The 23,165-nt window shown below is 72.8% G+C and carries 22 protein-coding genes and 1 pseudogene; 13 read left to right on the forward strand and 10 right to left on the reverse strand.

Annotated elements, in window-relative coordinates; all coding sequences use genetic code 11:
• Nucleotides 1-54: 54 nt before the first annotated feature.
• From ACSMX9_RS29030 to ACSMX9_RS29055, 6 genes and pseudogenes are all read left to right on the forward strand, one after another.
• Nucleotides 55-1,650, forward strand: coding sequence for an ABC transporter substrate-binding protein (locus ACSMX9_RS29030; protein ID WP_445398498.1), 1,596 nt, complete (start codon nt 55-57; stop codon nt 1,648-1,650).
• A 62-nt stretch (nt 1,651-1,712) separates the two neighbouring features.
• Nucleotides 1,713-2,678, forward strand: coding sequence for an ABC transporter permease (locus ACSMX9_RS29035; RefSeq protein WP_445403127.1), 966 nt, complete (start codon nt 1,713-1,715; stop codon nt 2,676-2,678).
• The gene (locus ACSMX9_RS29040; RefSeq protein ID WP_351241970.1) at nt 2,671-3,579 is read left to right on the forward strand and encodes an ABC transporter permease; all 909 of its coding nucleotides are present in this window, start codon (nt 2,671-2,673) and stop codon (nt 3,577-3,579) included. The genes ACSMX9_RS29035 and ACSMX9_RS29040 overlap by 8 nt, the downstream gene beginning before the upstream one ends.
• A gap of 101 nt (nt 3,580-3,680) precedes the next feature.
• Complete coding sequence (locus ACSMX9_RS29045) at nt 3,681-4,628, forward strand: ABC transporter ATP-binding protein (protein ID WP_445403128.1); 948 nt, start codon at nt 3,681-3,683, stop codon at nt 4,626-4,628.
• Entirely contained in the window at nt 4,621-5,301 is a 681-nt protein-coding gene (locus tag ACSMX9_RS29050; protein ID WP_445398500.1) for an ABC transporter ATP-binding protein, read from the forward strand. The genes ACSMX9_RS29045 and ACSMX9_RS29050 overlap by 8 nt, the downstream gene beginning before the upstream one ends.
• A gap of 117 nt (nt 5,302-5,418) precedes the next feature.
• Nucleotides 5,419-5,607 (forward strand): annotated as a pseudogene (locus ACSMX9_RS29055) (hypothetical protein); the annotation flags it as partial.
• An 18-nt stretch (nt 5,608-5,625) separates the two neighbouring features.
• Here ACSMX9_RS29055 and ACSMX9_RS29060 read toward each other — a convergent pair.
• From ACSMX9_RS29060 to ACSMX9_RS29085, 6 genes are all read right to left on the reverse strand, one after another.
• On the reverse strand, nt 5,626-6,249 hold the full coding sequence (locus ACSMX9_RS29060; protein ID WP_445398502.1) for a class F sortase: 624 nt from the start codon (nt 6,247-6,249) through the stop codon (nt 5,626-5,628).
• Between the two features lie 66 nt (nt 6,250-6,315).
• Nucleotides 6,316-6,738 carry a hypothetical protein gene (locus ACSMX9_RS29065; RefSeq protein WP_445403142.1) on the reverse strand — a complete coding sequence of 141 codons (423 nt, stop codon included), beginning with the start codon at nt 6,736-6,738 and terminating at the stop codon, nt 6,316-6,318.
• A gap of 128 nt (nt 6,739-6,866) precedes the next feature.
• Nucleotides 6,867-8,993 (reverse strand): sensor histidine kinase, encoded by a 2,127-nt coding sequence (locus tag ACSMX9_RS29070; RefSeq protein WP_445398504.1) that lies wholly within the window; start codon nt 8,991-8,993, stop codon nt 6,867-6,869.
• Nucleotides 8,986-9,705, reverse strand: coding sequence for a response regulator transcription factor (locus ACSMX9_RS29075; protein WP_445398506.1), 720 nt, complete (start codon nt 9,703-9,705; stop codon nt 8,986-8,988). Before ACSMX9_RS29075 ends, ACSMX9_RS29070 begins: the two co-directional genes overlap by 8 nt.
• A 64-nt stretch (nt 9,706-9,769) precedes the next feature.
• Entirely contained in the window at nt 9,770-10,990 is a 1,221-nt protein-coding gene (locus tag ACSMX9_RS29080) for a phosphodiester glycosidase family protein (RefSeq protein ID WP_445403129.1), read from the reverse strand.
• A gap of 318 nt (nt 10,991-11,308) precedes the next feature.
• A complete protein-coding gene (locus ACSMX9_RS29085) occupies nt 11,309-12,121 on the reverse strand; it encodes an SAM-dependent methyltransferase (RefSeq protein ID WP_366112931.1) in 813 nt (270 codons plus the stop codon).
• A gap of 216 nt (nt 12,122-12,337) precedes the next feature.
• Here ACSMX9_RS29085 and ACSMX9_RS29090 point away from each other — a divergent pair, with 216 nt between their 5' ends.
• Nucleotides 12,338-12,829, forward strand: a complete 492-nt coding sequence (locus ACSMX9_RS29090; RefSeq protein WP_445398509.1) for an ATP-binding protein — start codon at nt 12,338-12,340, stop codon at nt 12,827-12,829.
• Nucleotides 12,830-13,007: 178 nt separating this feature from the next.
• Here the strand turns inward: ACSMX9_RS29090 and ACSMX9_RS29095 are convergent, their stop codons facing one another.
• Nucleotides 13,008-14,951, reverse strand: coding sequence for a SulP family inorganic anion transporter (locus ACSMX9_RS29095; RefSeq protein ID WP_445398511.1), 1,944 nt, complete (start codon nt 14,949-14,951; stop codon nt 13,008-13,010).
• Nucleotides 14,952-15,666: 715 nt separating this feature from the next.
• On the opposite strand from ACSMX9_RS29095, the gene ACSMX9_RS29100 reads away from it, so the two are divergent.
• From ACSMX9_RS29100 to ACSMX9_RS29125, 6 genes are all read left to right on the forward strand, one after another.
• Nucleotides 15,667-15,837: a hypothetical protein gene (locus ACSMX9_RS29100; RefSeq protein WP_445398517.1), complete on the forward strand. Its 171-nt coding sequence runs from the start codon at nt 15,667-15,669 to the stop codon at nt 15,835-15,837.
• The gene (locus tag ACSMX9_RS29105) at nt 15,834-16,187 is read left to right on the forward strand and encodes an ArsR/SmtB family transcription factor (RefSeq protein ID WP_445398520.1); all 354 of its coding nucleotides are present in this window, start codon (nt 15,834-15,836) and stop codon (nt 16,185-16,187) included. Before ACSMX9_RS29100 ends, ACSMX9_RS29105 begins: the two co-directional genes overlap by 4 nt.
• A gap of 455 nt (nt 16,188-16,642) precedes the next feature.
• Entirely contained in the window at nt 16,643-17,143 is a 501-nt protein-coding gene (locus ACSMX9_RS29110) for a DUF2617 family protein (protein ID WP_445398522.1), read from the forward strand.
• A complete protein-coding gene (locus ACSMX9_RS29115) occupies nt 17,140-17,544 on the forward strand; it encodes a DUF4247 domain-containing protein (protein ID WP_445398524.1) in 405 nt (134 codons plus the stop codon). The genes ACSMX9_RS29110 and ACSMX9_RS29115 overlap by 4 nt, the downstream gene beginning before the upstream one ends.
• 75 nt (nt 17,545-17,619) lie before the next feature.
• On the forward strand, nt 17,620-18,057 hold the full coding sequence (locus ACSMX9_RS29120; protein ID WP_351241948.1) for a DUF350 domain-containing protein: 438 nt from the start codon (nt 17,620-17,622) through the stop codon (nt 18,055-18,057).
• Between the two features lie 7 nt (nt 18,058-18,064).
• The gene (locus tag ACSMX9_RS29125; protein WP_445398526.1) at nt 18,065-19,663 is read left to right on the forward strand and encodes a polyamine aminopropyltransferase; all 1,599 of its coding nucleotides are present in this window, start codon (nt 18,065-18,067) and stop codon (nt 19,661-19,663) included.
• Nucleotides 19,664-19,682: 19 nt separating this feature from the next.
• Here the strand turns inward: ACSMX9_RS29125 and ACSMX9_RS29130 are convergent, their stop codons facing one another.
• From ACSMX9_RS29130 to ACSMX9_RS29140, 3 genes are all read right to left on the reverse strand, one after another.
• Nucleotides 19,683-20,285 (reverse strand): N-acetylmuramoyl-L-alanine amidase, encoded by a 603-nt coding sequence (locus ACSMX9_RS29130; protein ID WP_445398528.1) that lies wholly within the window; start codon nt 20,283-20,285, stop codon nt 19,683-19,685.
• 245 nt (nt 20,286-20,530) lie between these two features.
• Nucleotides 20,531-21,562, reverse strand: coding sequence for an acetamidase/formamidase family protein (locus tag ACSMX9_RS29135; RefSeq protein WP_445398530.1), 1,032 nt, complete (start codon nt 21,560-21,562; stop codon nt 20,531-20,533).
• 267 nt (nt 21,563-21,829) lie between these two features.
• The gene (locus tag ACSMX9_RS29140) at nt 21,830-23,113 is read right to left on the reverse strand and encodes an SWIM zinc finger family protein (protein ID WP_445398532.1); all 1,284 of its coding nucleotides are present in this window, start codon (nt 23,111-23,113) and stop codon (nt 21,830-21,832) included.
• Between the last annotated feature and the right edge of the window lie 52 nt (nt 23,114-23,165).

The following is a 23,165-nucleotide window of genomic DNA, read 5'->3' on the forward strand; positions in this document are numbered from 1 at the left end:
GCATCACACGCAACAACATCTGATCATCAAGAAACAGGAAGCCAGGGGTGTGGCATGAGGGGCCGATCGATACGTGGCACGGGCATCGCGGCGGTGACGGTGGCCGTCGCGGTGGTCGCGACGGCCTGCTCGACCCCCGGCGGCGGTGACTCCGGCGGCGGTCCCGCCGACTCCGCGGTCGTCGGCATCGCCTACGAGCCCGAGAGCCTGAGCCCGCTGCTCGGCTTCGGCAAGGACGGCAACTCGAAGGTCTTCGACGGGCTGCTCACCCACGACGCCGAGATGAACCTGAGACCCGCGCTCGCCGTCGAACTGCCGAAGGTCAGCGATGGCGGCCTGACGTACACCTACCGCCTGCGCGAGGGCGTGAAGTTCAGCGACGGCGAACCCTTCACCGCCGCGGACGTGGTCTTCACCTACCGCACCATCCTTGATCCGAAGACCAACAACGCCTCCAAGGGCGAACTCGACGCCCTGAAGACGGTGACCGCCCAGGGCGACGACACCGTGGTCTTCCGTCTGAAGTACCCCTACGCGCCCTTCGCCGAGCGGACCGTCCTGCCCATCGCCCCCGAGCACGTCGCGGGCCGCCAGGACGTCAACAACGGCCCCTTCACCACCAAGCCCGTCGGCACCGGCCCCTACGAGCTCGTCACCTGGTCCAAGGGCGAGAAGCTCTCCTTCCGGGCCAACCCCGAGTACTGGGGCGGGGCACCGAAGGTCAAGAACTTCACCATGGCCGTCATCAAGGACGACGACGTGCGCGCCACCCGGCTGCGCTCCGGCGACCTCGACGGCGCCATCCTCCCGCCCAACCTCGCGGAGACCTTCGCCGAGGACGCGGACCGCAAGACCCACACGGCCAAGACCTTCGACTACCGCGTCGTCACCCTGCCCACCGGCAACCCGGTCGCCGGGGACGTCGCCGTCCGTCGCGCCCTCGACCTTGCCGTGGACCGCCGTGCCATGGTCGACTCCATCCTCAACGGCGCCGGCAAGGAGGCGTACGGCCCCGTCCCCACCGACAGCGAGTGGTTCACCGAGGGCACCGAGCGCACCCACGACCTCGCCGCCGCCGAGAAGATCCTCGACGACGCCGGCTGGAAGCCCGGCGACGGAGGGGTCCGCGTCAAGGACGGCGTCCGCGCCGCCTTCCCGCTCTGGTACCCCTCCGGCGACAAGCTCCGCCAGGACCACGCCCTCGCCTACGCCTCCGACGCCAAGAAGGCCGGCATCGAGATCAAGGTGCAGGCCGGCACCTGGGAGGTCATCGAGCCGCGGATGTCCAAGGACGCCGTCCTCGCCGGCGGCGGCTCCCCGGCCGACCCCGACTTCGACCAGTACACGCTGCTCAAGTCCACCCTCGCGGGCGACGGGTTCAACAACATGGCCTGGTACGACAACCCGGTCGTCGACGAGGCCCTGGACGACGCCCGCCGCAGCGGTGACAAGGCCGAACGGGGCGCCGCCTACGACACCGTCCAGCGCGAGCTGGTGAAGAACCCCGGCTACACCTTCCTCACCCACATCGACCACCTCTACGTCACCGAGGACCGCTTCGGCCCGCTCACCACCCAGGTGGAGCCGCACGACCACGGCCTCGCCGCCGGCCCGTGGTGGAACGTCGAGGACTGGCAGCCCACCAAGTGACCACCCCCGTCGACGGTCGCACCGGCAGCCCCCGCGGCACGCGGGGGCTGCCCTGGGGCCCCATGGGCCGGCTGGCCGCCCGGCGCGCCCTGTTCGCCCTGCCGATCCTGTTCGCGGTCACCCTCGGCGTCTTCGCCGTCGCCGCGGCCTCCCCCTTCGACCCGGTGAAGGCGTACGCGGGCACCGCCGGTCTCACCGCCTCGCAGGAGAACCTCGACCAGCTCCGCGCCAACCTTGACCCGGACCGGTCCTTCGTCGCCCGGTGGTGGGACTGGCTCACCGCCGCCGTCACCGGCGACCTCGGCGACTCCGCGGTGATGCGACAGCCCGTCGCGGACGTCATCACCGAGCGCCTGGGCTGGTCCGTCCTGCTCGCCGCCACCGCGTTCGCCCTCGCCATCGTGCTGGGCACCCTGCTGGGCGTCCTCGCCGCCCGCCGCCGCGGCGGACCGCTGGACCGCGTGTTGACCTCGCTGGCGTACGGCCTGGAGGCCGCCCCGCCGTTCTGGCTCGGCCTCCTCGCCATCTGGCTCTTCGCCCTGAAGCTCGGGGTGCTCCCGGCCGGCGGCCTCACCGACACCGCCGCCACCACGGTCACCGCCGGCCAGGTGGCCCACCACCTGATCCTGCCCGCCCTGGTGCTCGCCGTCTCCCAGCTGCCCTGGTTCGCCCTCTACGTCCGCCAGGGCGTCGGGGACGCCCTGGACGAGGACCCGGTGCGCGGCGCCCGGGCCCGGGGCCTCGCCCCCCGCACCGTCCTCCTCGGTCACGCCCTGCGCTCGGGGCTGCTGCCGGTGCTCACCCTCATCGGCTCGCGGGTGCCCGAACTCATCACCGGCGCCCTCCTCGTCGAAACCGTGTTCAGTTGGCCCGGGATCGCCGCCGCCACCGTCGACGCCGCCACCTCCGTCGACTTCCCGCTGCTCGCCGCGCTCACCGTCCTCGCCACCGCCGCCGTACTGCTCGGCAACCTCTTCGCCGACCTGCTGTACGGCCTCGCCGACCCGAGAGTGGGCTTCGATGGCTGACACCACCGCCCAGGTCCCGCTCACCGAGGACGACGGTGCCACCACCGTCTGGACCTCCCGCGGCGGCCCCCGGCGTTCCACCCGGACCTGGCGGCTGTGGTCCTCCGCCACGATCGTCCTCGCCGTGGTCCTCGCGGTGCTGGTCGTCCCGCCGCTGGTGCACCTCGACGAGCAGGCGGTCGACCTCGCGGCCAAGCTCCAGCCCCCCTCCTGGGAACACCCGTTCGGCACCGACGACGTCGGCCGCGACCTGCTGCTGCGCTGCATCTACGGACTGCGGGTCTCGCTGCTGGTGGGACTCGTCGCCGCGCTGGTCGCCACCGTGATCGGCACCGCCGTGGGCACCGCCGCAGCCGTCTTCGGCGGCTGGGTCGACCGCCTGGTGATGCGACTCGTGGACGCCTTCGCCTCCGTGCCGCACCTGCTGCTCGGCATCTTCATCGTGGCGATGTTCCGCCCCGGGGTGTGGCCCGTCGTGTTCTCGGTCGCCCTCACCCACTGGCTCTCCACCGCCCGCATCGTCCGCTCCGAGGTGCTGTCGCTGCGCTCCCGTCCCTACATCGACGCCGCCGTCTCCGGCGGTGCCTCCCGCCGCCGGGTGGCCGTGCGGCACCTGCTCCCCGGCGTCCTGCCCCAGGCCGGCCTGGCCGCCGTCCTCATGGTGCCGCACGCCATCTGGCACGAGTCCGCGCTGTCCTTCCTGGGCCTCGGCCTGCCCACTCACCAGGCCAGCCTCGGCACCCTCGTCCAGACCGCCCGCAGCTCCCTGCTCGCCGGGGACTGGTGGCCGACCCTCTTCCCCGGACTCTTCGTCATCATCCCGACCCTGGCCATCGCCGGGCTCGCCGGAGTCTGGCGCGAACACCTCAATCCGCGACGCCGATCGGAGCTGATGCTGTGACCAGCACGGCGAAGAGGCCGCGCCCGCCCGCCGCCACCACGGCGGCGGAACCGGGCCGGCCGCCCCTCCTCACGGTGCGCGGCCTGTCCGTCCGCTTCCGCATGCGCGGCGGCGCCCACGTCCGCGCCGTCAGCGACGCCCGCTTCGACCTCCGGCGCGGCGAGTGCCTCGCCCTGGTGGGCGAGAGCGGCTGCGGCAAGTCGGTGCTCGCCTCCGCACTGCTCGGCCTGTTGCCCGCCAACGCCCAGACCGCGGGCAGCGCCCTGCTCGACGGCGCCGAGCCCGGCACGGAGACCGTCGACCTGCTCACCGCCGACGAGGCCACCCTCGCCCGCCGGGTGCGGGGCCGGCGCGTCGGGCTGGTGCCCCAGAGCCCGGCCGCCCACCTCACCCCGGTGCGCACCGTCCGCTCCCAACTGGAGGAGACGCTGCGGGAGGTGACCGGCACCCCGCGCGTCGAACTGCGGGCCGCAGCCCGGGCCGCGGCCGTGCGCGCCGCCTTCCCCGAGGACCACCTGGACCGCTACCCCCACGAACTCTCCGGCGGCCTCGCCCAGCGCGCCGCCACCGCACTCGCCCTGATCGGGGACGCCCCCCTGCTGCTGGCCGACGAACCCACCACCGGACTCGATCGCGAACTCGTCGACCGCACCGTCGACGAACTCCGCCGGCACACCGGCGACGACCGCGCCCTCCTGCTGATCACCCACGACCTGGCCGCCGCCGAGCGGATCGCCGACCGGGTCGCCGTCATGTACGCGGGCCGCATCGTGGAGATCGCCGACGCCCCCGCCTTCTTCGGCGCGCCCGGCCCCCGCCACCCCTACGCACGCGGCCTGCTCGACGCCCTGCCCGAGCGGGCGTTCACGCCCGTCCCCGGGATGCCGCCGGAACTCGCCGACCTCCCCGCCGGCTGCGCCTTCGCCCCCCGCTGCGACCGCGCCACCGACCGCTGCGGCACCCTCCCCGCCCTCCGGGCCCCCGAGGCCGTCGCCTGCCACCACCCGCTGCCCGCCCGGGTCGAAGCCGCGGAGGTCCCCGGTGCTTGAACTCCGTTCCGTCGTCGCCGGATACGACCGCCGCGCACCGGTCGTCCGGGGCGTGGACCTGCACGTCGCCCCCGGGGAGTCCGTCGGGCTGCTCGGCCCCAGCGGGTGCGGCAAGTCGACCCTCGCCCGGGTCGCCGCACTGCTGCACCGTCCCTACGCCGGCGAGGTCGACCTCGCCGGCGAACCCGTGCGCGGCTGGCGCCACCAGGCACCGCGGGCCCAACGCACCGCGATCGGCGTGGTGTTCCAACAGCCGAGGCTCGCCGCCGACCCCCGGCTCACCCTCGCCGACGTCATCGCCGAGCCGCTGCGCGCCACCGGCCGCCCCGCCGAGGCCCCCCGGCGGACCGAGGAACTGGCCCGGACCGTCGGCCTCGGCCCCGATCTCCTCGGTCGCCGCCCCCACGAGGTCAGCGACGGGCAGTTGCAGCGGGCCTGCCTGGCCCGCGCCCTGGTGCTGCGGCCCCGCCTCCTCATCGCCGACGAGATGACCGCGATGCTGGACGCCTCCACCACCGCCGCGCTGGTCGCCGTCGTGGAGGAGTACCGGGCGCGAACCGGCGCCGCGCTGCTCGCCGTGGGCCACGACCGCGTGCTGTTGGAGCGCTGGTGCGACCGCACCGTCACCTGGGCCGAGCTGACCGGGACCGCCGCACCCCCCTCGCACGCCTGACCGCCGCGTCCCCCGCCGGAAGGAGAACGGCTCCCCGCGCGGGGGACCCCGGGCGCGTACCCGCGGCGCCGTCCCCGGGACGCGACCAGAATGCGGCGGCATGCCAACCCATCGCTTCCGCTGGAAGAGCGGAACGTGGCCAAGTACGGCAACCCGCTCGGCCCGACCGCGGACCAGCTGTACGCCAAGTACGGCTCCTGGGAAGCGGTCACCGAGGCCGCCACCCGCACCAGTGCGGCCGTCGACGGCGAACTCGGCCTGGAGTACCGGCCCTGCCCCTGCGGGACGGACCGGCCCGCCTCCTGACCCCGCGGTCTTGCAGGCTCAGCCTTGGACGGCGTACACGATCAGGTTGTCGACCGGGTGCCCCGCGTCGTCGTAGGCACCGTCACAGGTGATCAACCGCAGCGCCCGTTCGGGCGTGTCGCCGTACACCTTCTCGGTGGGGAAGGACCGCTTGCGCACCGTCTCCCGGGCGGTGACCCGGAAGTGGACGTCCTTCCCAGCCGTGGTGCGCACGGTGATGCGCGCACCCTCGCGGATGTCCTTCAGCCGCTCGAACACGGCGGGCCCGTGCCGTGTGGTGTTGTGTCCGATGATCACCGCGGGCCCGGGCGCTCCGGGCACCGGGCGACCGGTGTACCACCCCGCCGTCATGCCCCGGTCGGCCGGCGGCACTTCGACGGTGCCGTCCTGGTTCAGCCCCAGCGGCATCAACCCGCTGGAGATGCCGAGCGAGGGGACCAGCACCCGGGTCGGGGTCGAGGCCCCGGCGGCACGGTCCGCTCGGCCCTTCGAAGGAGCGGGAGCGGCGCCGTCCGTCCGGGCGGACGGCGTCCCGGGGGGAGGCGTCGGTCGAGCGGACGAGCCGCAGCCGGCGAGGGCCGCGACCACGGCGAGCGCCAACAGGGCCGGCCCGAAGGCACGGAAGGGGGAAGGACGGAGCACGGCGGTCCCTGGGTCGTGGGGGCGAGGTGGCGGTGGCGCCGCCCGACGGGTGGCGCCACCGGTGGGTCAGGCGCTCGGTCGACCGGCCGTGCGGCGGCGCACGACGAAGCCGCCCGCGCCGGCCAGCATCAGCAGGCCGGCGGCGGAGCCGACCAGCGCTGCGGATCCGCCCCGCTCCGCAGGACGTTCGCCGGCGGCGACCCCGCCGCGGGGCGCGGCCCGCATGCCGGCGTCCTCGACGGGAGCCTCGCGCAGCCCCGGCGTCGGTGTCGCCTCGCCGGCCGCGACGCCGCCCCGCGGAGTGACGGGCACCAGTGACACCCGCTGGCCGCCGTCCCGAGCGGGGGCCGGGGACGCATCGGACGCGAACAGCGGGGCGGGTCGGTCGGCCGGAGGCTGCGAGGCCACGGCGACGGAGGTCGGGGCGAGCACCCCGCCGACCGCGATGGTCAGCAGGGCGGCCCGGCGCAGGGCGGTGCGGTGGGTCATGGAGAGGTCTCCCGAGTTCGGCTAGGGACGATCGGACGCCCGGTGACCGGTCGGGACCGGCCCACCGGGACGTCCGCAAGGCTCGCCCACCGATGTGAAGAACCTGTCAGCCCGCTGTGCGGATCGCATCAGCCCGCATCGGTCGCCCTGCTCCGCCCCCGGTCCGCCGGGGCGTCGAAGCGGGGCGGGATGCGCAGGGTGAACACCGAACCCGTACCCACGGCGCTCCGCACCTCCACCGTGCCCCCGTGCGCCTCGACCAACCGCCGGACGATCGCCAACCCCAGCCCGCTGCCCCCGGTCCGCCGGTTGCGGGACTTCTCCGCCCGCCAGAACCGGTCGAAGACGTAGGGGAGGTGCTCCGGCGCGATGCCCTCTCCCGTGTCGCGGACCTCCAGCACCAGATCCCCCCGCGGCCCGCCCCGAGACGCGCGCACCGTCACCTCACCGCCCGCCGGGGTGTGCCGGATCGCGTTGGAGACGAGGTTGCCGACCGCCTGCCGCAGCCGCACCGGATCCGCCGCGGGATGCACGTTCCTCGACGGCGGCCCGTCCGGACGCGCCCCCACGGTCAGGGTGACGCCCGCCGCGTCGGCGCGCGCCTGATGGGCCGCCGCGACCTGGGCCAACAGTTCCGCGATGCGCACCGGTTCCGGGCGCAGCCGCAGTGCCCCCGCATCGGCCTCGGCGAGGTCCTGGAGGTCGTCGATGATGTGCTGGAGTTGCACCGCCTCCTCCAGGAGGGAGGACACGAACGCCGAATCCGCCTCGGCGACGCCGTCCTGCGCACCCTCCAGCCAGCCCCGGATGTTGCTGAGCGGCGTCCGCAACTCGTGCGCGACATCGCTGACCATCACCTTCCGTTGCTCCTCCAGCCGGGCGCGGTGGGCCGCCATGTCGTTGAACGCCGCGGCCAGCCGCCCGACCTCGTTGTCCCCGGACACCGCAACGGGCGTCCACCGGTCCCCGTCCCCCTCGTCCTTCATGCGCTGCGCGGCGCCGGTCAGCGCGTGCAGCGGACGCACCAGCCGGGTGCCCGCCACCACGGAGACGCCGACGGTGAGGGCCAGCACCAGCGCCGCGACCCCGGCGATCTTCGCCGTGTTGGCGGTCGACAGGTCGAACCTCGAAGGACTGCCCCCGTCCGGCGCGGTGATGAACAGCAGGGCGCGGGGCGCCACGTGGGAGGACAACTGCTCGCGGCGGGCACTCTCCAGACAGTTCGCGATGGTCCGTCTGTCGACCGTGGACCGTGTCGGGTGCGGGTGGGGGTTCACGCTGGGCGCGTCCGACCAGCTCAGATCGAGGGCGATCGTCACGTGGGGGAGGAAGCTGCGGTCGAGGCAGGTGTTGGTGAGGCGGTTCAGCGCGTCGAGCGCGACCCGCTCGGAAGGGGTCGGGGAGTTCAGGGCGGCCGCTTCGCAGAGTTGCCCGTCCAGGAAGATCCGGGTCGAGGACCTCGACGGGTCGCCCCGTTCCACCCGGGGTCGCCCACTGTGACCCGTGACGATGGTGGCGGAGAATCCGCTCCGGAGGTGGCACCGGGCCTGCCGTTCGGCGAGGACCAGCAGCCGGGAGCGGTCCGCCGGGGAGAGCCGGAACGGGCCCACCGCCCGGGGGTCTATTCGACCGGATTCCGCTTCTCCCACCGTACGGGAGCCCTCGTCCGTCCCCTCTTGCGAGACGGCGGCCACGGGCGCCTCCCGGCGTCCGAGCGGTCGGCGGGGGCTGCCCGGCGCCGAGTCGGTGGGGACGAGGGCCCGGGGTTCGGCGGGCTCGGGGGTGACGGCCGGGGGGAGGTCGTCGGGTTCCAGGGTCCGCCGGGTCACCCGGGTCCCGCCGGTGCCCAGCGAACTCAGGGCGGTGTCCACGTAGGTCGGGTCGACGACGGCGGATTCGCGGGCGGGCAGGAACGGGCGCGGCCGCTGGGTGCTGGAGTCGGCCAGGGGGTTGCGGTGCTCGTCGGTGAGGGTGATCCGGCGTCCGGTCCGCCGTGCCAGTCCTTCCACGGTCTCCTGGACGTCGTCCCAGCGGGGACGGGTGGCCGCGTAGGCGAGGAGGGTGTCGTAGACGTGGGCGTCGTCGGCGAGCAACCGCCCCTGTTCCTTCCTGATCGCCCCGGACGTGGTCTGTGCGGCGAGCCATGCGGTGGCTGCCACCGAGCACGTGGCCACCAGCGCCGACACGGCGAGGAAGCGCCCCAGCAGGCTCTTGCGCAGGGGCAGTCGCCGGGTGCGCTCGGCGGCCCTACGCACCGCGCCCGCCCGGGTCGGTGAGCTTGTAGCCGACGCCGAACACGGTGAGCAGCCGTAGCGGACGGCGCGGGGAGCGCTCGATCTTCTTGCGCAGGTTCATCACGTGGACGTCGACGGTGCGGGCGCTGATGTACCGGTCGAAGCCGTGGAGTTCGGCGAGCAGCCGCTGCCGACTGAACACCCGGTCGGGTTCGGCTGCCAACGCGGCCAGCAGTCGGAACTCACCGGGCGTGCAGTCGACGGCCTCGCCGTCGACGTGCACCTCGTGCCGGGCGGGGTCCACGGTGAGCGTGCCCACCCGCAGCGCCGGCGGCTCCGGAGGGACGACGGGATCGGGCCCCGGGCGCCGGGAACGGCGCAGCAGGGTCCGGACCCGGGCCATCAACTCCCGCGGACTGTACGGCTTGGTCATGTAGTCGTCGGCACCGAGGTCGAGTCCGAGGAGCAGGTCGTCCTCGGTGCTGCGGGCGGTGAGCATCAGCACCGCCACCTCGCGGGACTCGGCCCGCAGGACGCGGACGACGTCCAGACCGTCGGCCTTCGGCATCATCACGTCCAGGATCAACAGGTCCGGTTCGCGCTGTCGGACCCGTTCCAGAGCGGCCAGACCGTCCCGGACCACGGTGACGCCGTGTCCCTCGCGCTCCAGGTATCGGCGGATCAGTTCGGCCTGTTTGTCGTCGTCCTCGGCGACCATGACGTCTGCGCACACAGCGACGATCGTAGAGGAGGTACGACTGTCGCCCCGGTGCTCCCGCCCGACTCCGGAGCCGCCGTCACTTCGGAGCGAACACGCCGATGCCGTTGGCCACCATCCGCTCCGACCCGTCCGTGGGATGGTTGCGCACCGACACCCCGCCGGCACCGGCGGAGCGCGCGGTCAAGGTCGACGAGCCGCCGCCGTCGAGGTTGAAGCCCTCCGCGGCGCCCGCCTCCACCAGGACCCGGGCCAGTTCCGCGACGGTCAGACCGGTGCGGTACGCGCGCGCCCCGTCCACCGCGAACAGCAGCAGCCGGCGCCCCCCGTCCGCGATCCCCACCGCGGTGCGCACCGCCGAAGCCGCCGTGTCCAGCCCGGCGATCGGAGTGCCCCCGCGCAACACCGGGAACCCGCCGATCGCGAACCGGTACGTCACGCCGGCCGTCGACGGGACGAGCCGGTGCCGCACCGTCACCTCGTCCCCCACCGAGAGCTTCCGCAACCGCTGGGCCCCCGCCTCCCGACCGACCAGCACCGTGGTGCCGCCCGCGATGCGCCCGCTGCCCGGCGTGTCACTGGTGTCGACCACCTCACCACCGCGCACCACCACCTCGTGGACGTCCGCACTGCACGGCGCGCCGCGGCTGGTGTCGCTGCCGCAGGTCGCGCGGAGCCGGGAGCGGCTGCCCCAATCGGAGGTGAACGCCCCCACCGAACCGTTCTTGAGGGCGTACTGGTTGAGCCCGTGGAGCTGCACCGTGCCGTCCGCGGTGGTGAAGGCGCCGTCGAGGCGGAGCCGATCGAGCCGGGCCCTGCCTCCGGTGTCGACGCCCAGCACGTCCTCGGGCGAGGTGCCGGAGGGCAGTGACGGGCCGAACCGCTGTTTGCGGGGGACCGCGGCCTTCAGGGCCCGTCCGTCGGCGACGGCCGGACCCACCGGCGCGTAGGTGGGCGACACGCCGGGGTGTTGCGTCTCGGAGATGTTGAAGAAGTCACCGTTCACGCCGGCGACCGCTCCTTCGGCGTCGGCCAGCGAGGACACCGTGGCCCGCGCCCCGACCACCGAGGGGTAGAGCAGTCCGACGCTCACCCCGGGGGCGCCGAGGTCCACGCTGAGCAGGTGGCCGTGGGTGACACCGCGCGGAGTGTCGATGTCGTAGTGCCGGTAGGTCACACCACCGGCGATCCGCTGGGTCACTCCCCGTGCGCCGTGCGCGCCGGGCGGTGCGCCGCGGACGGCGCCCCGGGCGGTCGCCCGGTCGGGGGACGCTCCGTGCGCGGGCGGCGCACCGGACAGGGCCGCGCCGGTGACGGCGGCACAGGCGAGGCACGCCGTCAGCAGCACGGTGACCCGAGGCCCCGGACGGTCGGCGCGGGGGCGCGGGCGCGCGTCGTCGTTCGTATCCGTACCGCGTGCGGTCACGGGTGGTGCTCCTTCCGCCGGCCGACGACCAACTTCCGTTCCGAGGAACGGCCTTCGATGATCGAGCAGTGAGTTCAGCAGAAGGGTGCGCCCCGTAGGGGGAGCCCGCCCTGACCGGAGGCGAACGGGGGACAAAACGCACTCCTTCGGGTGCCGGAGCCGGCTCCGCACGGCGCAGCGGACCGAAGGCACCTAGGGAATGCGTGCCACCGCCCCCCAACCCACGTCCGCGGCGACCCCCACCGTGCTTCCGTCCGGCCGCCAGCGGGGCATGGGCACCAGCCCCGGAGCCACCAACTCCAGCCCTTCGAAGAACCCGGCGATCTGCTCGGGCGTGCGCAGGGCGTAGGGGATGCCGCCGCCCCGGGCGTACGCGTCGTTCGCCAACGCCAGCCGGGGGAGCCGGGAGCTGGGGGCGGTGTGGCTGAGGATCAGCCAACTGCCCGGGGCTACCGCCTCGACCAGCCTCCGGACCAGGGCGTACGCCTCGTCCAGGTCGGTGACGTGACCGAGCATGTCACTGAACACGAGCGCGGTCGGCGAGGCCAGGTCCAGGGTGCGGGCGGCCTCGACCAGCACCCGCTCGGGCTCGCGGACGTCCGCGTGGGCGTAAGCGGTGGCCCCCTGCGGAGAACTCTCCAGATAGGCGGACCGATGGGCCGCGACCATCGGATCGTTGTCGACGTACACCACCCGGGCCCGGGGATCGACGGACTGCGCGATCTCATGGACGTTCGGTGCCGACGGCAGCCCGGCCCCGAGGTCGAGCACCTGCCGCACCCCCGCCTCGGCGACGGCCCAGCGCACCGTCCGCCGCAGGAACTGACGGCTCGACAGGGCCACCTGCCGGATCTCCGGCACCTGCGCCGCGAACGCCTCGCCGGCGATCCGGTCGGCCTCGTAGTGGAGGTCTCCGCCCTGCCAGAAGTTCCAGATCCGCGCCGAGTGCGGTACGGAGGTGTCGATGTCGGTCGGCGCCTGGGGCGGGGGAGTGGGCTCGGGCATGCTGCGACTCCTCGGGGCGACGGGCCGCGGCCCCTCGCGGCAGCGGGAGCCGCCGCGGGCCGGGGCCGGCGGGTGCGGTCCCGGTCATCCTCGTGTGCGGCCGCTGCACCGCCGGGGAGGCCCCCGCCGGTCACCCCGCGTGTCGGGCCGGTCGCCCGCTCGCTGCGCCGAACGGCGTACATTGCGCATGCACCGTATGGCGCGCATCGTGGAGACATGGCCGACCACGAGTGCCCCGAGCCCCGACCGGGCCGGCAGCGGAGCGCCCGTCCACCGGGGCGCCCGCGCCTGCTCGCCCGCTATGTGCAGGCAGGCCCGGAAGGGCCCCGGGAGGCGCGCGCCCATGTGCGGGCCGCCCTGGCCCGGTGGCACGTGGACCCCTCCACCACCGACACGGCGACCCTGCTGGCCTCGGAGATCGTCACGCACGCGGTGCGGCACGCCGGCGCCGAACCGGGACGCCCCGACGCGGACCGGGTGCGGTGCCAGGTCGAGCACTGGCAACGGGGTGCCGTGCGGGTCACCGTTCAGGGGCCGCCGTGCAGGTGCATGCCGAGCCCGCGTCCCGCTCCTTCGGCGGAGGGCGGTCGGGACCCGGTGGCGTCCTTGCGGGAGTACGCCCGGGGGTTGGAGATCGTGGTGGCCCTGTCGGACGCCTGGGGCACCCGGCAGACGGGTTCCGGTCAGACGGTCTGGGCGCAGGTGTAGGGACGGGGCGGGCCCGAAGCGCCGTGCGCGAGGCGGAGCGGCAGCCCTGTGGGGGCACGTCCGAGGACGTGCCCCCACAGCCGTGTCGTCGGCGGGAACGGCTGAGGACCCCGTCAACACGGCAAGTGTGGAATTGCAGATGTCTGCAATTCGCGGGCAAAGAAAAATGCGTCGACGGTCAGCCGCGGTGTCCGCCGTCGTACGGCGGCTGCGTCCAGCCGTTGCCGTCCCCGGGGTAGGGATCGCCGGGCCGGGCGGTGGGGTCCCAGGACGTCGGCCCGTACTCCGGGGCGGGACCTCCGGGTGTCGCGGCGCCCGGGTGCCCGTACTCCTGGGGCGGTACGGCGGCCTGGGCCTCCTGGGCGGCGTACCGCCGGTGGCTGTGCGCCGGGTGGGCGAGGTGGACCTGACCGTGCTGGACGGCCTGCTGCTGGTGGGCGGCCCTGGTGTAGACCTGTCCACCCATGCCCGGGTACTGCTGTGCGTAGGGGTGCGGGCGGGCCTGGGGGTGCGCGCCGTACGCACCGGAGCCGACGTAGTCGTGCATCGTCTCCGGGGAAGCGGCGTACGCCGGGGTGCTCGGCTGTTCGGGCGCCCAGGGCTGGCCGGCGGCCGGCGCCTCGGCCGCGAAGTCCCGGGCCCGGGGACTCGGAGCGTCCGCCACTTCGGGCTCCTCCTCGGCCGGCTGGTCGTTCGGCTCGTCGCCCGGCAGCAACAACTCGACGTACTCGGCACCCGACTTGCGCCGTTGCTCGGCCCACTCCTCCAACTGGGCCTTGCACGCCAGGTCGAGGTGGGTCACCGCATGGGCGTCCACGACGACCCGGTCCTTGTCGGCGACGGAGTCGAGGGCGCGGATCAGCCGGATGAGCCGGAGGAAGGTCGCGTTGCCCCGCAGCACCAGACGGGTGGTGTCCCCCTCGGTGGTGGTGCGCAACGTCAGGTGGGACATCCGCAGGGCGATCAGGACGATGGCGACGGCGAGGCCGCCGATCACGCCTTCCAGGAGGTCCGTGACCACGATGGCGCCCGTGGTGATGAACATGACCAAACCCTCACCGCGGTCGGTGCGCCACATCTTCACGAACGAGGGCGGGTTGAAGAGTTTCCACCCCGCGTGCAGCAGTACGCCCGCCAGGATGGTGACCGGGATCATCCCCAGCAGCCCCGGCAGCAGCAGTCCGAAGCCGAGCAGCCAGGCGCCGTGCAGGATGCGGGAGACCTTCGTCTTCGCGCCGGCCTGGAGGTTGGCCGCACTACGGACGATCACGGCGGTCATGGGCAGTGCTCCGAGGAAGCCGCACAGGGTGTTGCCGACGCCTTGGGAGAACAGTTCCGCGTTGTACTTGGTGCGCGGACCGGTGTGCATGCGGTCCACGGCCGCGGCGCTGAACAGGCTCTCCGCCGAGGCGATGACGGTGAAGGTGATGACCATCGTCAGGACCGCGGGGCTGGTCAGGTGGGAGAAGTCCGAGGGGCCGACGAAGTCCACCGCCTCCAGCATGTTGCCCACCTCGACCTTCTTGACCTCCAGGCCGGGGAACGCCGCCACGGCCGAGCCGAGCATCACGGCGATCAGGGGCGCCGGGACCTTGCCGAGCGGATCGGGGACCTTCTTCCAGACGAAGCAGATCACCACGGCCATCACGCCCAGTCCGAGTGCCGCGACCTTGTGGGTGTCGCCCACCACCTCGGCGGCGAGGTCCGGGAGGCCCGCGATGTTCTTGGTGGCGGTGCCGAGTTGCTTGGAGTCCACCAGGGCGTAGGTCTGGCTGAGGATCAGGGGCAGCCCGATGCCGGCCAACATGCCCTGGACCACCGAGAGCGAGATGGACTGGAAGACCCGGCCCATCTTCAGCACCCCCAGGATCATCTGGAGGATGCCGCTGACCAGGACCACCACGCCGAGCATTCCGACGCCGTGTTCGGTGGTGAACTCCAGGACGAGGACGGCGAGTCCGGCCGCCGGCCCGCTCACCTGGAAGGTGCTGCCGGGAAGGAAGCCGACCACGAGACCGCCGACGATGCCGGAGATGATGCCGAGGGACACGGGCACCCCCGAAGCGGCGGCGACGCCGATGCACAGGGGCAGCGCCACCAGGAAGACGACCACCGAGGCCATCAGGTCCGTGCCCAGGGAAGCGACGGAGAACGATCCGGATGCCTGGCCGGTCGTCGCTCCGCCGCTTCTACGGGCGTGTCGCCCTGTGGCGGGACGCGTGCGTTGAGTCGACACCTTGGTCCTTTCGTCGTGCTCCGATCGCCGGTCGGTCCCCGGAGCGTTCCGGGAGCCGTGCCGGGCGGACGGCCGCACGGGTTGGGGGGTGAGGGTGGATCGGCCGTTCCCGCTCCGTCGCCGGACCGGCGACGGAGTCCGCCCGCACCCCGGGGGCGCCCGGCGGTGACCGGTGCGGGGAAGCCGGGGCCGTGTCGGGGAGTCCGTGTCGACGGGACCGGTTCCTCGGGGGGATCGGTCGTCGCCTCACGTCGCGCTCCTCGCTCGGCAGGTGGGGGGAAGGCAGAAGTGTGTTGGGGCACCTGGGTGGGGCGCCTGGGGCGGGATCATGCGCGCACGGTGTGAGCCGTCCGTGAGATCACCGTGAGAGCGCCCTCACGAAACCCGTTCCGCACCAGCCGCGCGGGCCTTCGGCGGTACCGCTGCGACGAGCCGGAGCGGTGGGCAAGGCGAACCGTGTCGTTCCTGGTCAACGAGGTGGTGGCGGGTCTCCGGGACTAGAAGGAAGGGGTCGTTCCGAAGGCCGGACGGGCACGTTCCGGAGGGTCGTTCGCCAACTTGAAGAGTTCTTCAATTCATCAGGCGGCGCGAGGTCGCAGGGGTGGAACGGGGTGGTACGGACCGGTTCGTCGAAGTGGTCGGGGAGCGCGCCCGGGTCGGCGGCGTCCACGGTGCCCAGCGGGCCCGGGAGGAACGTGGGGACGCCGTGCGCCCGGCGTGCGAGCATGTCCTCAGCACGGGCGACGGCGAGGACGGGGTGAACGGCTGGTGAGCGCGGCGGTTCCGCTGTATCAGGCGAAGGCGGAGTTCTTCCGCATGTTGGGGCACCCGGTGCGGATCCGGGTCCTGGAGCTCCTCCAGGACGGCCCCACGCCGGTGCGTGACCTGCTGGCGGAGATCGAAGTGGAACCCTCCAGCCTGTCGCAACAACTGGCGGTGCTGCGACGCTCCGGCATCGTCACGGCCACCCGTGAGGGCTCCACGGTGGTGTACGCGCTGGCCGGCGGGGACGTCGCCGACTTGATGAGGGCCGCCCGCCGCATCCTCACCGAGATGCTCGCCGGGCAGAACGAGCTGTTGACCGAGCTGCGGGCCGCTGACGTCGGTACCGAGGAGTCCTAACGCCGCGGTGCGCGGGGGACGGGTCACCGGGGAAGCGTGATCGAGGCGTTCTTCCCGCGTTCGTCCGCGTCCGGTGCAGTGCGGCGGTTCTCCCCGAACTCCGCCGTCAGCTCCACGACGGCCGCCAGACCGGCCCCGGAGCCGCGCGAGGAAGCCGTAGCGCATGGGCGGCGGCGCCCTTCCTAGTGGACCGTCACCCGGAGCCATCGGGGGCGGGGAGGCGCTGTCGACCGGGGCGCGACGGGCCGGTGGGCGGAGCGCCGTGGTCCGGTTGTCGCGATCGGACCCCGATGGCAGGAAGGGGCGGGATTTGTAGCATACTCACCGGATACCAGCAGGACCGTGAAGCGGGGGGCCACAGTGACGATCGATGCTGCCGTTCGGGGGAACGCACAGGGAAGAGCGGCCGCGCCACCGGGCCCGGCCGATTCGGGGACCCGGAGGGACGGCGCCGCATGAGCGGCGCTTCCGCCGTCACGCTCGCCACGCCGTATCTGGACACCGACGCCGATCAACTCTCCTTCTCCCTCGACGAGCCCGCCCGTGCGGCCCTGGTGGTACGGGACCTGAGGGTCAACGGAACCGACGTCCAACTCAGGGTGTTGGGTGCTTCGCACCAGGTGTTCGTCGGGCCGGTTCGGGAGACGGTGGCCTGCCTGCCCGGCATCGAGGGCGGATTGACCGATACCACACGGATGTTCGACAAGTGGGAGTATCGTTTCTCCGCCCGGGTGGAGACCCTGGATACGGACGACTTCCGCGCGCGGGTGGAGCAGGTGCGCCGGCGGACCGACGCCCACCCCCGCGCTCTCTACGGAATCTTTCCCGGAGCATCGGAAGCGGTCACGGCGCTGACCGTGGACCCCCGTGTCACGGGGCTCGACTGGCACACCTGGCACACCTATCCGCAAAGCTGCCGGATCGTGGCGACGCACACCCGGCTGGAGGCCCGATGAAGACCGCACGACGCTTGGGCGCGGCATTGCTCGTCACGGTGGCGCTGTCCGCCTGCTCCAGCGACTCGGAGGACGCCAACTCCGTTCCCCACTACTGGATCAGTCAGCAGTACACCTCGGTGCCGCTCGGCTACGTGGACGAGAAGGACGGTCCGTCCGAAGTCGCGGAGGAGATCGACGACCACACGTCGGCCCGGGACCGCAGTGCAGCCGGAGACGCCTTCTTCCTCCGCTACCGGGACGACATCGTCTCCATCACCCCCCGCAAGCGCCGGGGCAGCCAGATCGAGGTGGCGGACTACCGCACCGGCTACCACCGGTGGAACACGAAGCTGCCCTCCAGCTGGCCGCACCCCGACAGCGACGCCTTCCGCGGTGGGGGCCCCGGCACCGGCAAGTAGTGCCGCACGCCGCTCCGTCCCGAGGGGCCGACCGCCCCTCTGCCGTCCTCCAACGAACCTTCGAAAGGCATCACAGTGACAGAGATATTCGAGTCGGCGGGCACCGCCCTGCTTTACGGACTCGTCGGTTTCGTCGTGATGGCGGCGGGCTTCGTCGCGCTCGACCTCGTCACCCCCGGCAAGCTCTTCCACGTGGTGTGGACGGAACGCAATCGTGGTGCCGCCGTTCTCCTCGCGGGGCAGACGGTCGCCATCGGCCTGGTCATCGAGCAGTCGATCCGCGCCAGTGAATCCGAGCAGGGCCTTGAGTACGGTCTGGTCAGCACCTTGCTGTACGGCCTGGCCGGTGTGGTCGTGATGACGGTCATCTCCTTGGTGGTCGGCCTGCTGACGCCGGGTCGTCTGGGGGCCGTGGTGCTGGAGGACAACGACGGCCGTCCCCACCCCGCGGCCTGGGTCCAGGCCGCCATGTACCTCGGTACGGCCTTCATGGTCGGTGCCGCCGTCTCCTGACCCGCCCATGACCGTCGACACCACCCCCCGCCCCGCCGACACCGCACCCACCACGGGAGGCGCCCAGTCGCGGGGGGCCCGGTTCCTGTTGCTGCTCGCGGTGTTCATCTGCGCCGCGTGCGGGCTCACCTACGAACTGGCTCTGACCGCACTCGGCAGCTACCTCATCGGCAACTCCGTGACGCAGACCTCCGTGGTCCTGTCCGTGATGGTCTTCGCCATGGGGATCGGCTCGCTGGCGGCCAAACCCCTCCAGAAGCGCGCGGCCGGCGGATTCGCCCTCGTGGAGGGCGCGTTGGCGCTCGTCGGCGGTCTGTCGGTGCTCGTCCTGTACGTCTCCTTCGCCTGGCTCCGCATCTACATGCCCGCCATGGTGGTCGTGTCCTTCGTGGTGGGGCTGTTGATCGGCGCGGAGATCCCGTTGCTGATGACGCTCCTCCAGCGCATCAGACGACAGGAGGCGGGCAGTGCCGTCGCCGACATGTTCGCGGTGGACTACATCGGTGCCCTCGTCGGCGGTCTGGCCTTCCCCTTCCTGCTGCTGCCCGCCTTCGGCCAGCTCCAGGGCGCGCTGGTGGTGGGGGCGGTCAATGCGACCGCCGGTGTCGTCGTGGTGTTGTGGATCTTCCGCCACGAGATGCGTCGGGTGGTCCGCCTCGGGTTGCTGACCGGGATGACGGCCGTCCTCGCCGTGCTCGCCACGGTCTACGTCCTGGCCGACGACATCGAGGTCGGCGCCCGGCAACAGCTCTACCGCGACCCGATCGTGCACGCCGAGACCACCCCCTACCAGGACATCGTCATCACCCGGTCCAGAGCCTTCACCGGAGCTCCGGACACCCGCCTGTTCCTCAACGGCGACCTCCAGTTCTCCTCCGTCGACGAGTACCGGTACCACGAGGCGCTGGTGCATCCCGGGCTGTCGAAGAAGCGTTCGTCGGTACTGATCCTGGGCGGCGGGGACGCGCTCGCGCTCCGGGAGGTGCTGCGCTACGAGGACGTCCGCGAGGTGACCCTGGTGGATCTCGACCCCGCCATGACCCGACTGGCGCGTTCCTTCCCCCCGCTGGTCGACCTCAACGAGCGGGCGCTCGACGATCCGCGGGTCACCGCGGTGCACGCGGACGCCTTCACCTGGCTCCGGGACGCCACCCGTCGCTACGACGCCGTGCTGATCGACTTCCCGGACCCGGACACCGCGTCCCTCGCCAAGCTGTACAGCGTCGAGTTCTACCACCTGCTCGGGCGCGTCCTGACCCCGCAGAGCCAGGTGCTGGTACAGGGCGGCTCCCCGTTCTTCGCCCCCAAGACGTACTGGTCCATCGGCGAAACGATCACCGAGGCGGGGTACGCGGTGACGCCCTATCAGGTCGATGTCCCCAGTTTCGGCAACTGGGGCTTCTTCCTGGCCGCACCGGGCGACACCGCTGCGGCACCGACTCCGCACCTCGCCGCGGGCGCGCCGCCGCTACGGTTCCTGGACCCCTCCGTCCTCCGGGCGGCGACCGTCTTTCCCGTTGACCGCCGCCCCCAGGACGTACGGGCCAGCACCCTGATGGATCCGGCCGTACTGGAGTACACCCGCCACGAGTGGCGCCACTACTAGGGTGACCGGGTGCGGCGGCTCAGGCCCGCTGGACCAGACGCAGGTACCGCGACCAGTCCCAGAAGTCACCGGGATCGGTGTGATCGGCGCCCGGGACCTCGTGGTGTCCGATGATGTGCTTCCGATCGACGGGGATCCCGTACTTCTCGCAGAGGACCGCGGTCAGCGCGGCCGAACTCTCGTAGAGGGCGTCGGTGAAGTACTCCGGCCGGTCGACCCACCCCTCGTGCTCGATGCCGATGCTGCGGGTGTTGTAGTTCCAGTTGCCGGCGTGCCAGCCGATGTCGCGTTCCCGGACGCACTGGGCGATGTGTCCGTCGAGGGAACGCACCACGTAGTGGGCCGACACCTTCCGCGACGGGTTCTGGAAGATGGCCAGGGTGTCCGGCCACGTCTCCTGGGTCACGTGGATGACGACGCGGTCGATGGCGTAGCTGGCCGGGCGGCGCGATGCGGTGTAGTTGGACGTGCTCGCGGGCGCGGGCTCCGCCAGCGGGTAGTCGACGGGGCTCCAGTGGGCCGCCTGCGCGTGCGATGCGGGGAGCGCGAGCGTGGGGAGCGAGGCGAGGGCGGCGCAGGACAACAGACGGCGCCGGCTCGGCTCCCCCTGGGATCGGGGCATGAACTCTCCTGACTCTCGGTCGTGGTGGGCACGGGAGTGCAGTACGGGACGGATCCGAACGGGAACCTCCCGCAGTGCGTGCTGGGGCACGGGGTCCGGAGGGGCGTCGGCGGCCCGCGCCCCGTCACGGTGCACCGTCAACGGGTCCCACCGGTGACGGCGCGCCGTACGCTCGCCTGGCTGGAGCCGCGCCGGGCGAGGCCGCGCACGGCCGCCGCCCCCGGTCGACCGCACGGGCCGGCCGCTCAGATCGAGGGCACCCCGGGCTTCGGGAGCGTTGCGGCGACGTCCCGGAGTCGTGCGTGGAGCCCGCGATGGGTCTCCCGGTCCGGGAGCCACTCCTTGCGGACCTTCGCGATGCAGGTGTAGTTGGTGTCGCAGACGTTCGCCACGGGTGATTCGACCGCCTGGGTGAGGAACTGGTAGGCGTCGAGCTCGCTGAACCCGTAGTCCCGCACCAGCCACTGCACCAGGTCGAGTTGGGAGATGCGGAAGGCGTCCTCCAGCGGGCGCGCCGAACCGGTGGAGATCAGGTGGGTGTCGGATTCGAGACGCGGCCAGGGAGTGGACACCCCCTTCAGCAGTTCTACGATGATCACGGTGTTCATGGCGCATTCGACCGCGACCCCGCAGGTCTCCCCCTCGCCCTGGCGGGCGTGGCCGTCGCCCAGGCTGAGCAGCGCGCCCTCCACGTTCACCCCCAGGTAGCAGGTGACGCCCGCCCTCATCTCCGGTGTGTCCATGTTCCCGCCGTGGGCATCGGGAGCCAGGGCGGACCGCACCTCCAGATGGGCGGGTGCGACGCCCACGGTGCCGTGCATGGGGTCCATGGGCAGAGCGAGCCGCAGGTCGCTCTCCTTGGCCTGGAACGTCGCCGTCCGCCGGGCCCGGTCCAACTGCCAGATCCAGACGGTTTCCGGAAGCGGAGCCTGGAGGGAGGCGGTCGTCGAGGTCGACGTCAGCGCCCCGAACAGCGGCACGGTCGTGGAGGCGGCCCAGTCCCGCGCCGGTTCGATGGAGACGAAGTGCACCGCCACCGTGTCACCGGGCTCCGCGCCCTCCACGTAGAACGGGCCGGTCTGCGGGTTGAGGTAGGGGAACTCGCAGACCTGGGACACGAGGTCCTTCTCCGACCGCACCCGGCCGCCGAAGCAGTCCTCGGTGAAGACGTCGAGCACCGTGCCCGGAGTGATGCGGGCGTAGGGGGCGGCCCCGCCGAAGGTCCAGGCGTAGTCGCCCGGTTCCGGGCGGACCGTGATCATCCGGGGGTCACTCATGGAGTACTGCTCCTTGCCGTCGTCGCTGCCGGAACCGTCGAACGGGCCCCGCTCCGACAAAGGTACGGTTCCCGAAGAGGGCAGCGGAAGGCTGATCACGGCATCTGAGGATGCAGGGGCGAATGTGGATAACTCCGGCACTCGAACGAGTAATTCCGCTTGCTTGTCCCCATATGGGAGAGCCCGGCGGGGTCGCCCACGGGGCAGTGCTCCCCCCCAGTTCCCCCCACAGCGTCACCCTTCATGGCCGGTGTCCGTCGAGCGGGATCAATCCTCACCCCGCGCCACCGCCAGAGCGGTTGCCGGATCCTCGGCCGCCGGCCCCGCGGGGGCCCAGCGTCCGTCCTCCCGTCGGAAGGGCCACCACCGGCCGCTTCCGTCGACCCCGATCCGGGCGCGCCCGTCCGGCGTCGTCCACGCACCCCCCTCGCCGTGCAGGGGCGGGGCCTCCTCCGCCTCCCACGCCGCGGCCACCACCGCCCGTGCCCGGGCCTCCTCCTCGTGCGTCGGGGTCCATGCGCGTTCCAGTGCGGACACCGCCCCGGCACCCCCGTACCGCCACGCGCGCACCGCGAGCGCCAACGTGTCCGGCGTCCGACCGGAAGCCGATGCCAACCGCAACACCGTGTCCTCGTCCGGATCGCCCGCGGCGAGCCGGACGGCATCCTGCGCCAGGGGCGGCTCCGTGACGGGAAGCCGTGCTCCGAGGCCGGAGGAGAGCGACTCGACGAGGAGCCGCCGGGCCTCCCGGGCCGTCTGGAGCGCCAGGAACTCCAGGGCGTCCGGGAGCAGGTCCGCCGAGGGCGACGTCCCGCCCCCCAACGAGGGGGCCGCCCGCGGTGGCTCCGGCACCGGGGGCGATCCGGGCAGGGGCGGCAGAAGGTACCCCGTGGCGAACGCCTCGACGGCGTCCACTCCCGGCCGGACGTCCTCCCGCAGGGCGCCCGCCGGGGTGGGTTCGGCTCGCGCCGCGGTGCGGTCCTGCACCGCGGCCAGCACCTCCCGCTCCCCCCTCCCCCGCAGGAGCAACAGGGCGAAGGGGTCCTGGTCCAGGATGCGGCCCACCTGGTAGGAGAGGGCCGCCGTGTGGCCGCACTGGTCCCACGCGCCGCAGTCGCACTCCGGTTCCAGATCGCCGATGCCCGGCAGGAGCTCCACGCCCGCCGCGGCGGCGTCCTCCACGAGGTCCGGCGGCATGTCGTGGTCGAGCAGCGCCGCGAGGTGGCCCGCGCGATCCACGGTCACCTCCAGGAACCGGTCCCACTCGTCCCCCGAGAACTGCTGGAGCAGCACGTCCGCGCGGTGCGCGGTGCCGTCACGGTCGCGCACCACACCCGTGATGCGCCCGGGGCGCACCGTGACCGCCCCCACCGCACCGGAGCGCGCAAGGGCACGCCCCGACTTCAACTGGGCCGCGTCCAGAGCCGTGTCCTCCAGCGCCTTCAGCCACGACCGTCCCCACCAGGTCCTCGCGAAGCCCCGACCGTGTGCAGGAGGCTGCGGGGCGAAGGTCCGCTCGTGCTCGGGAGTGGCGAAATCCTCGTGGTCCATGCGCTCCTCGTTCGTCCACGTGCTCTCGTCGGTGTCGGTCCGCCGTGCGGCA

This window comes from Streptomyces sp. LE64 (assembly GCF_052606915.1).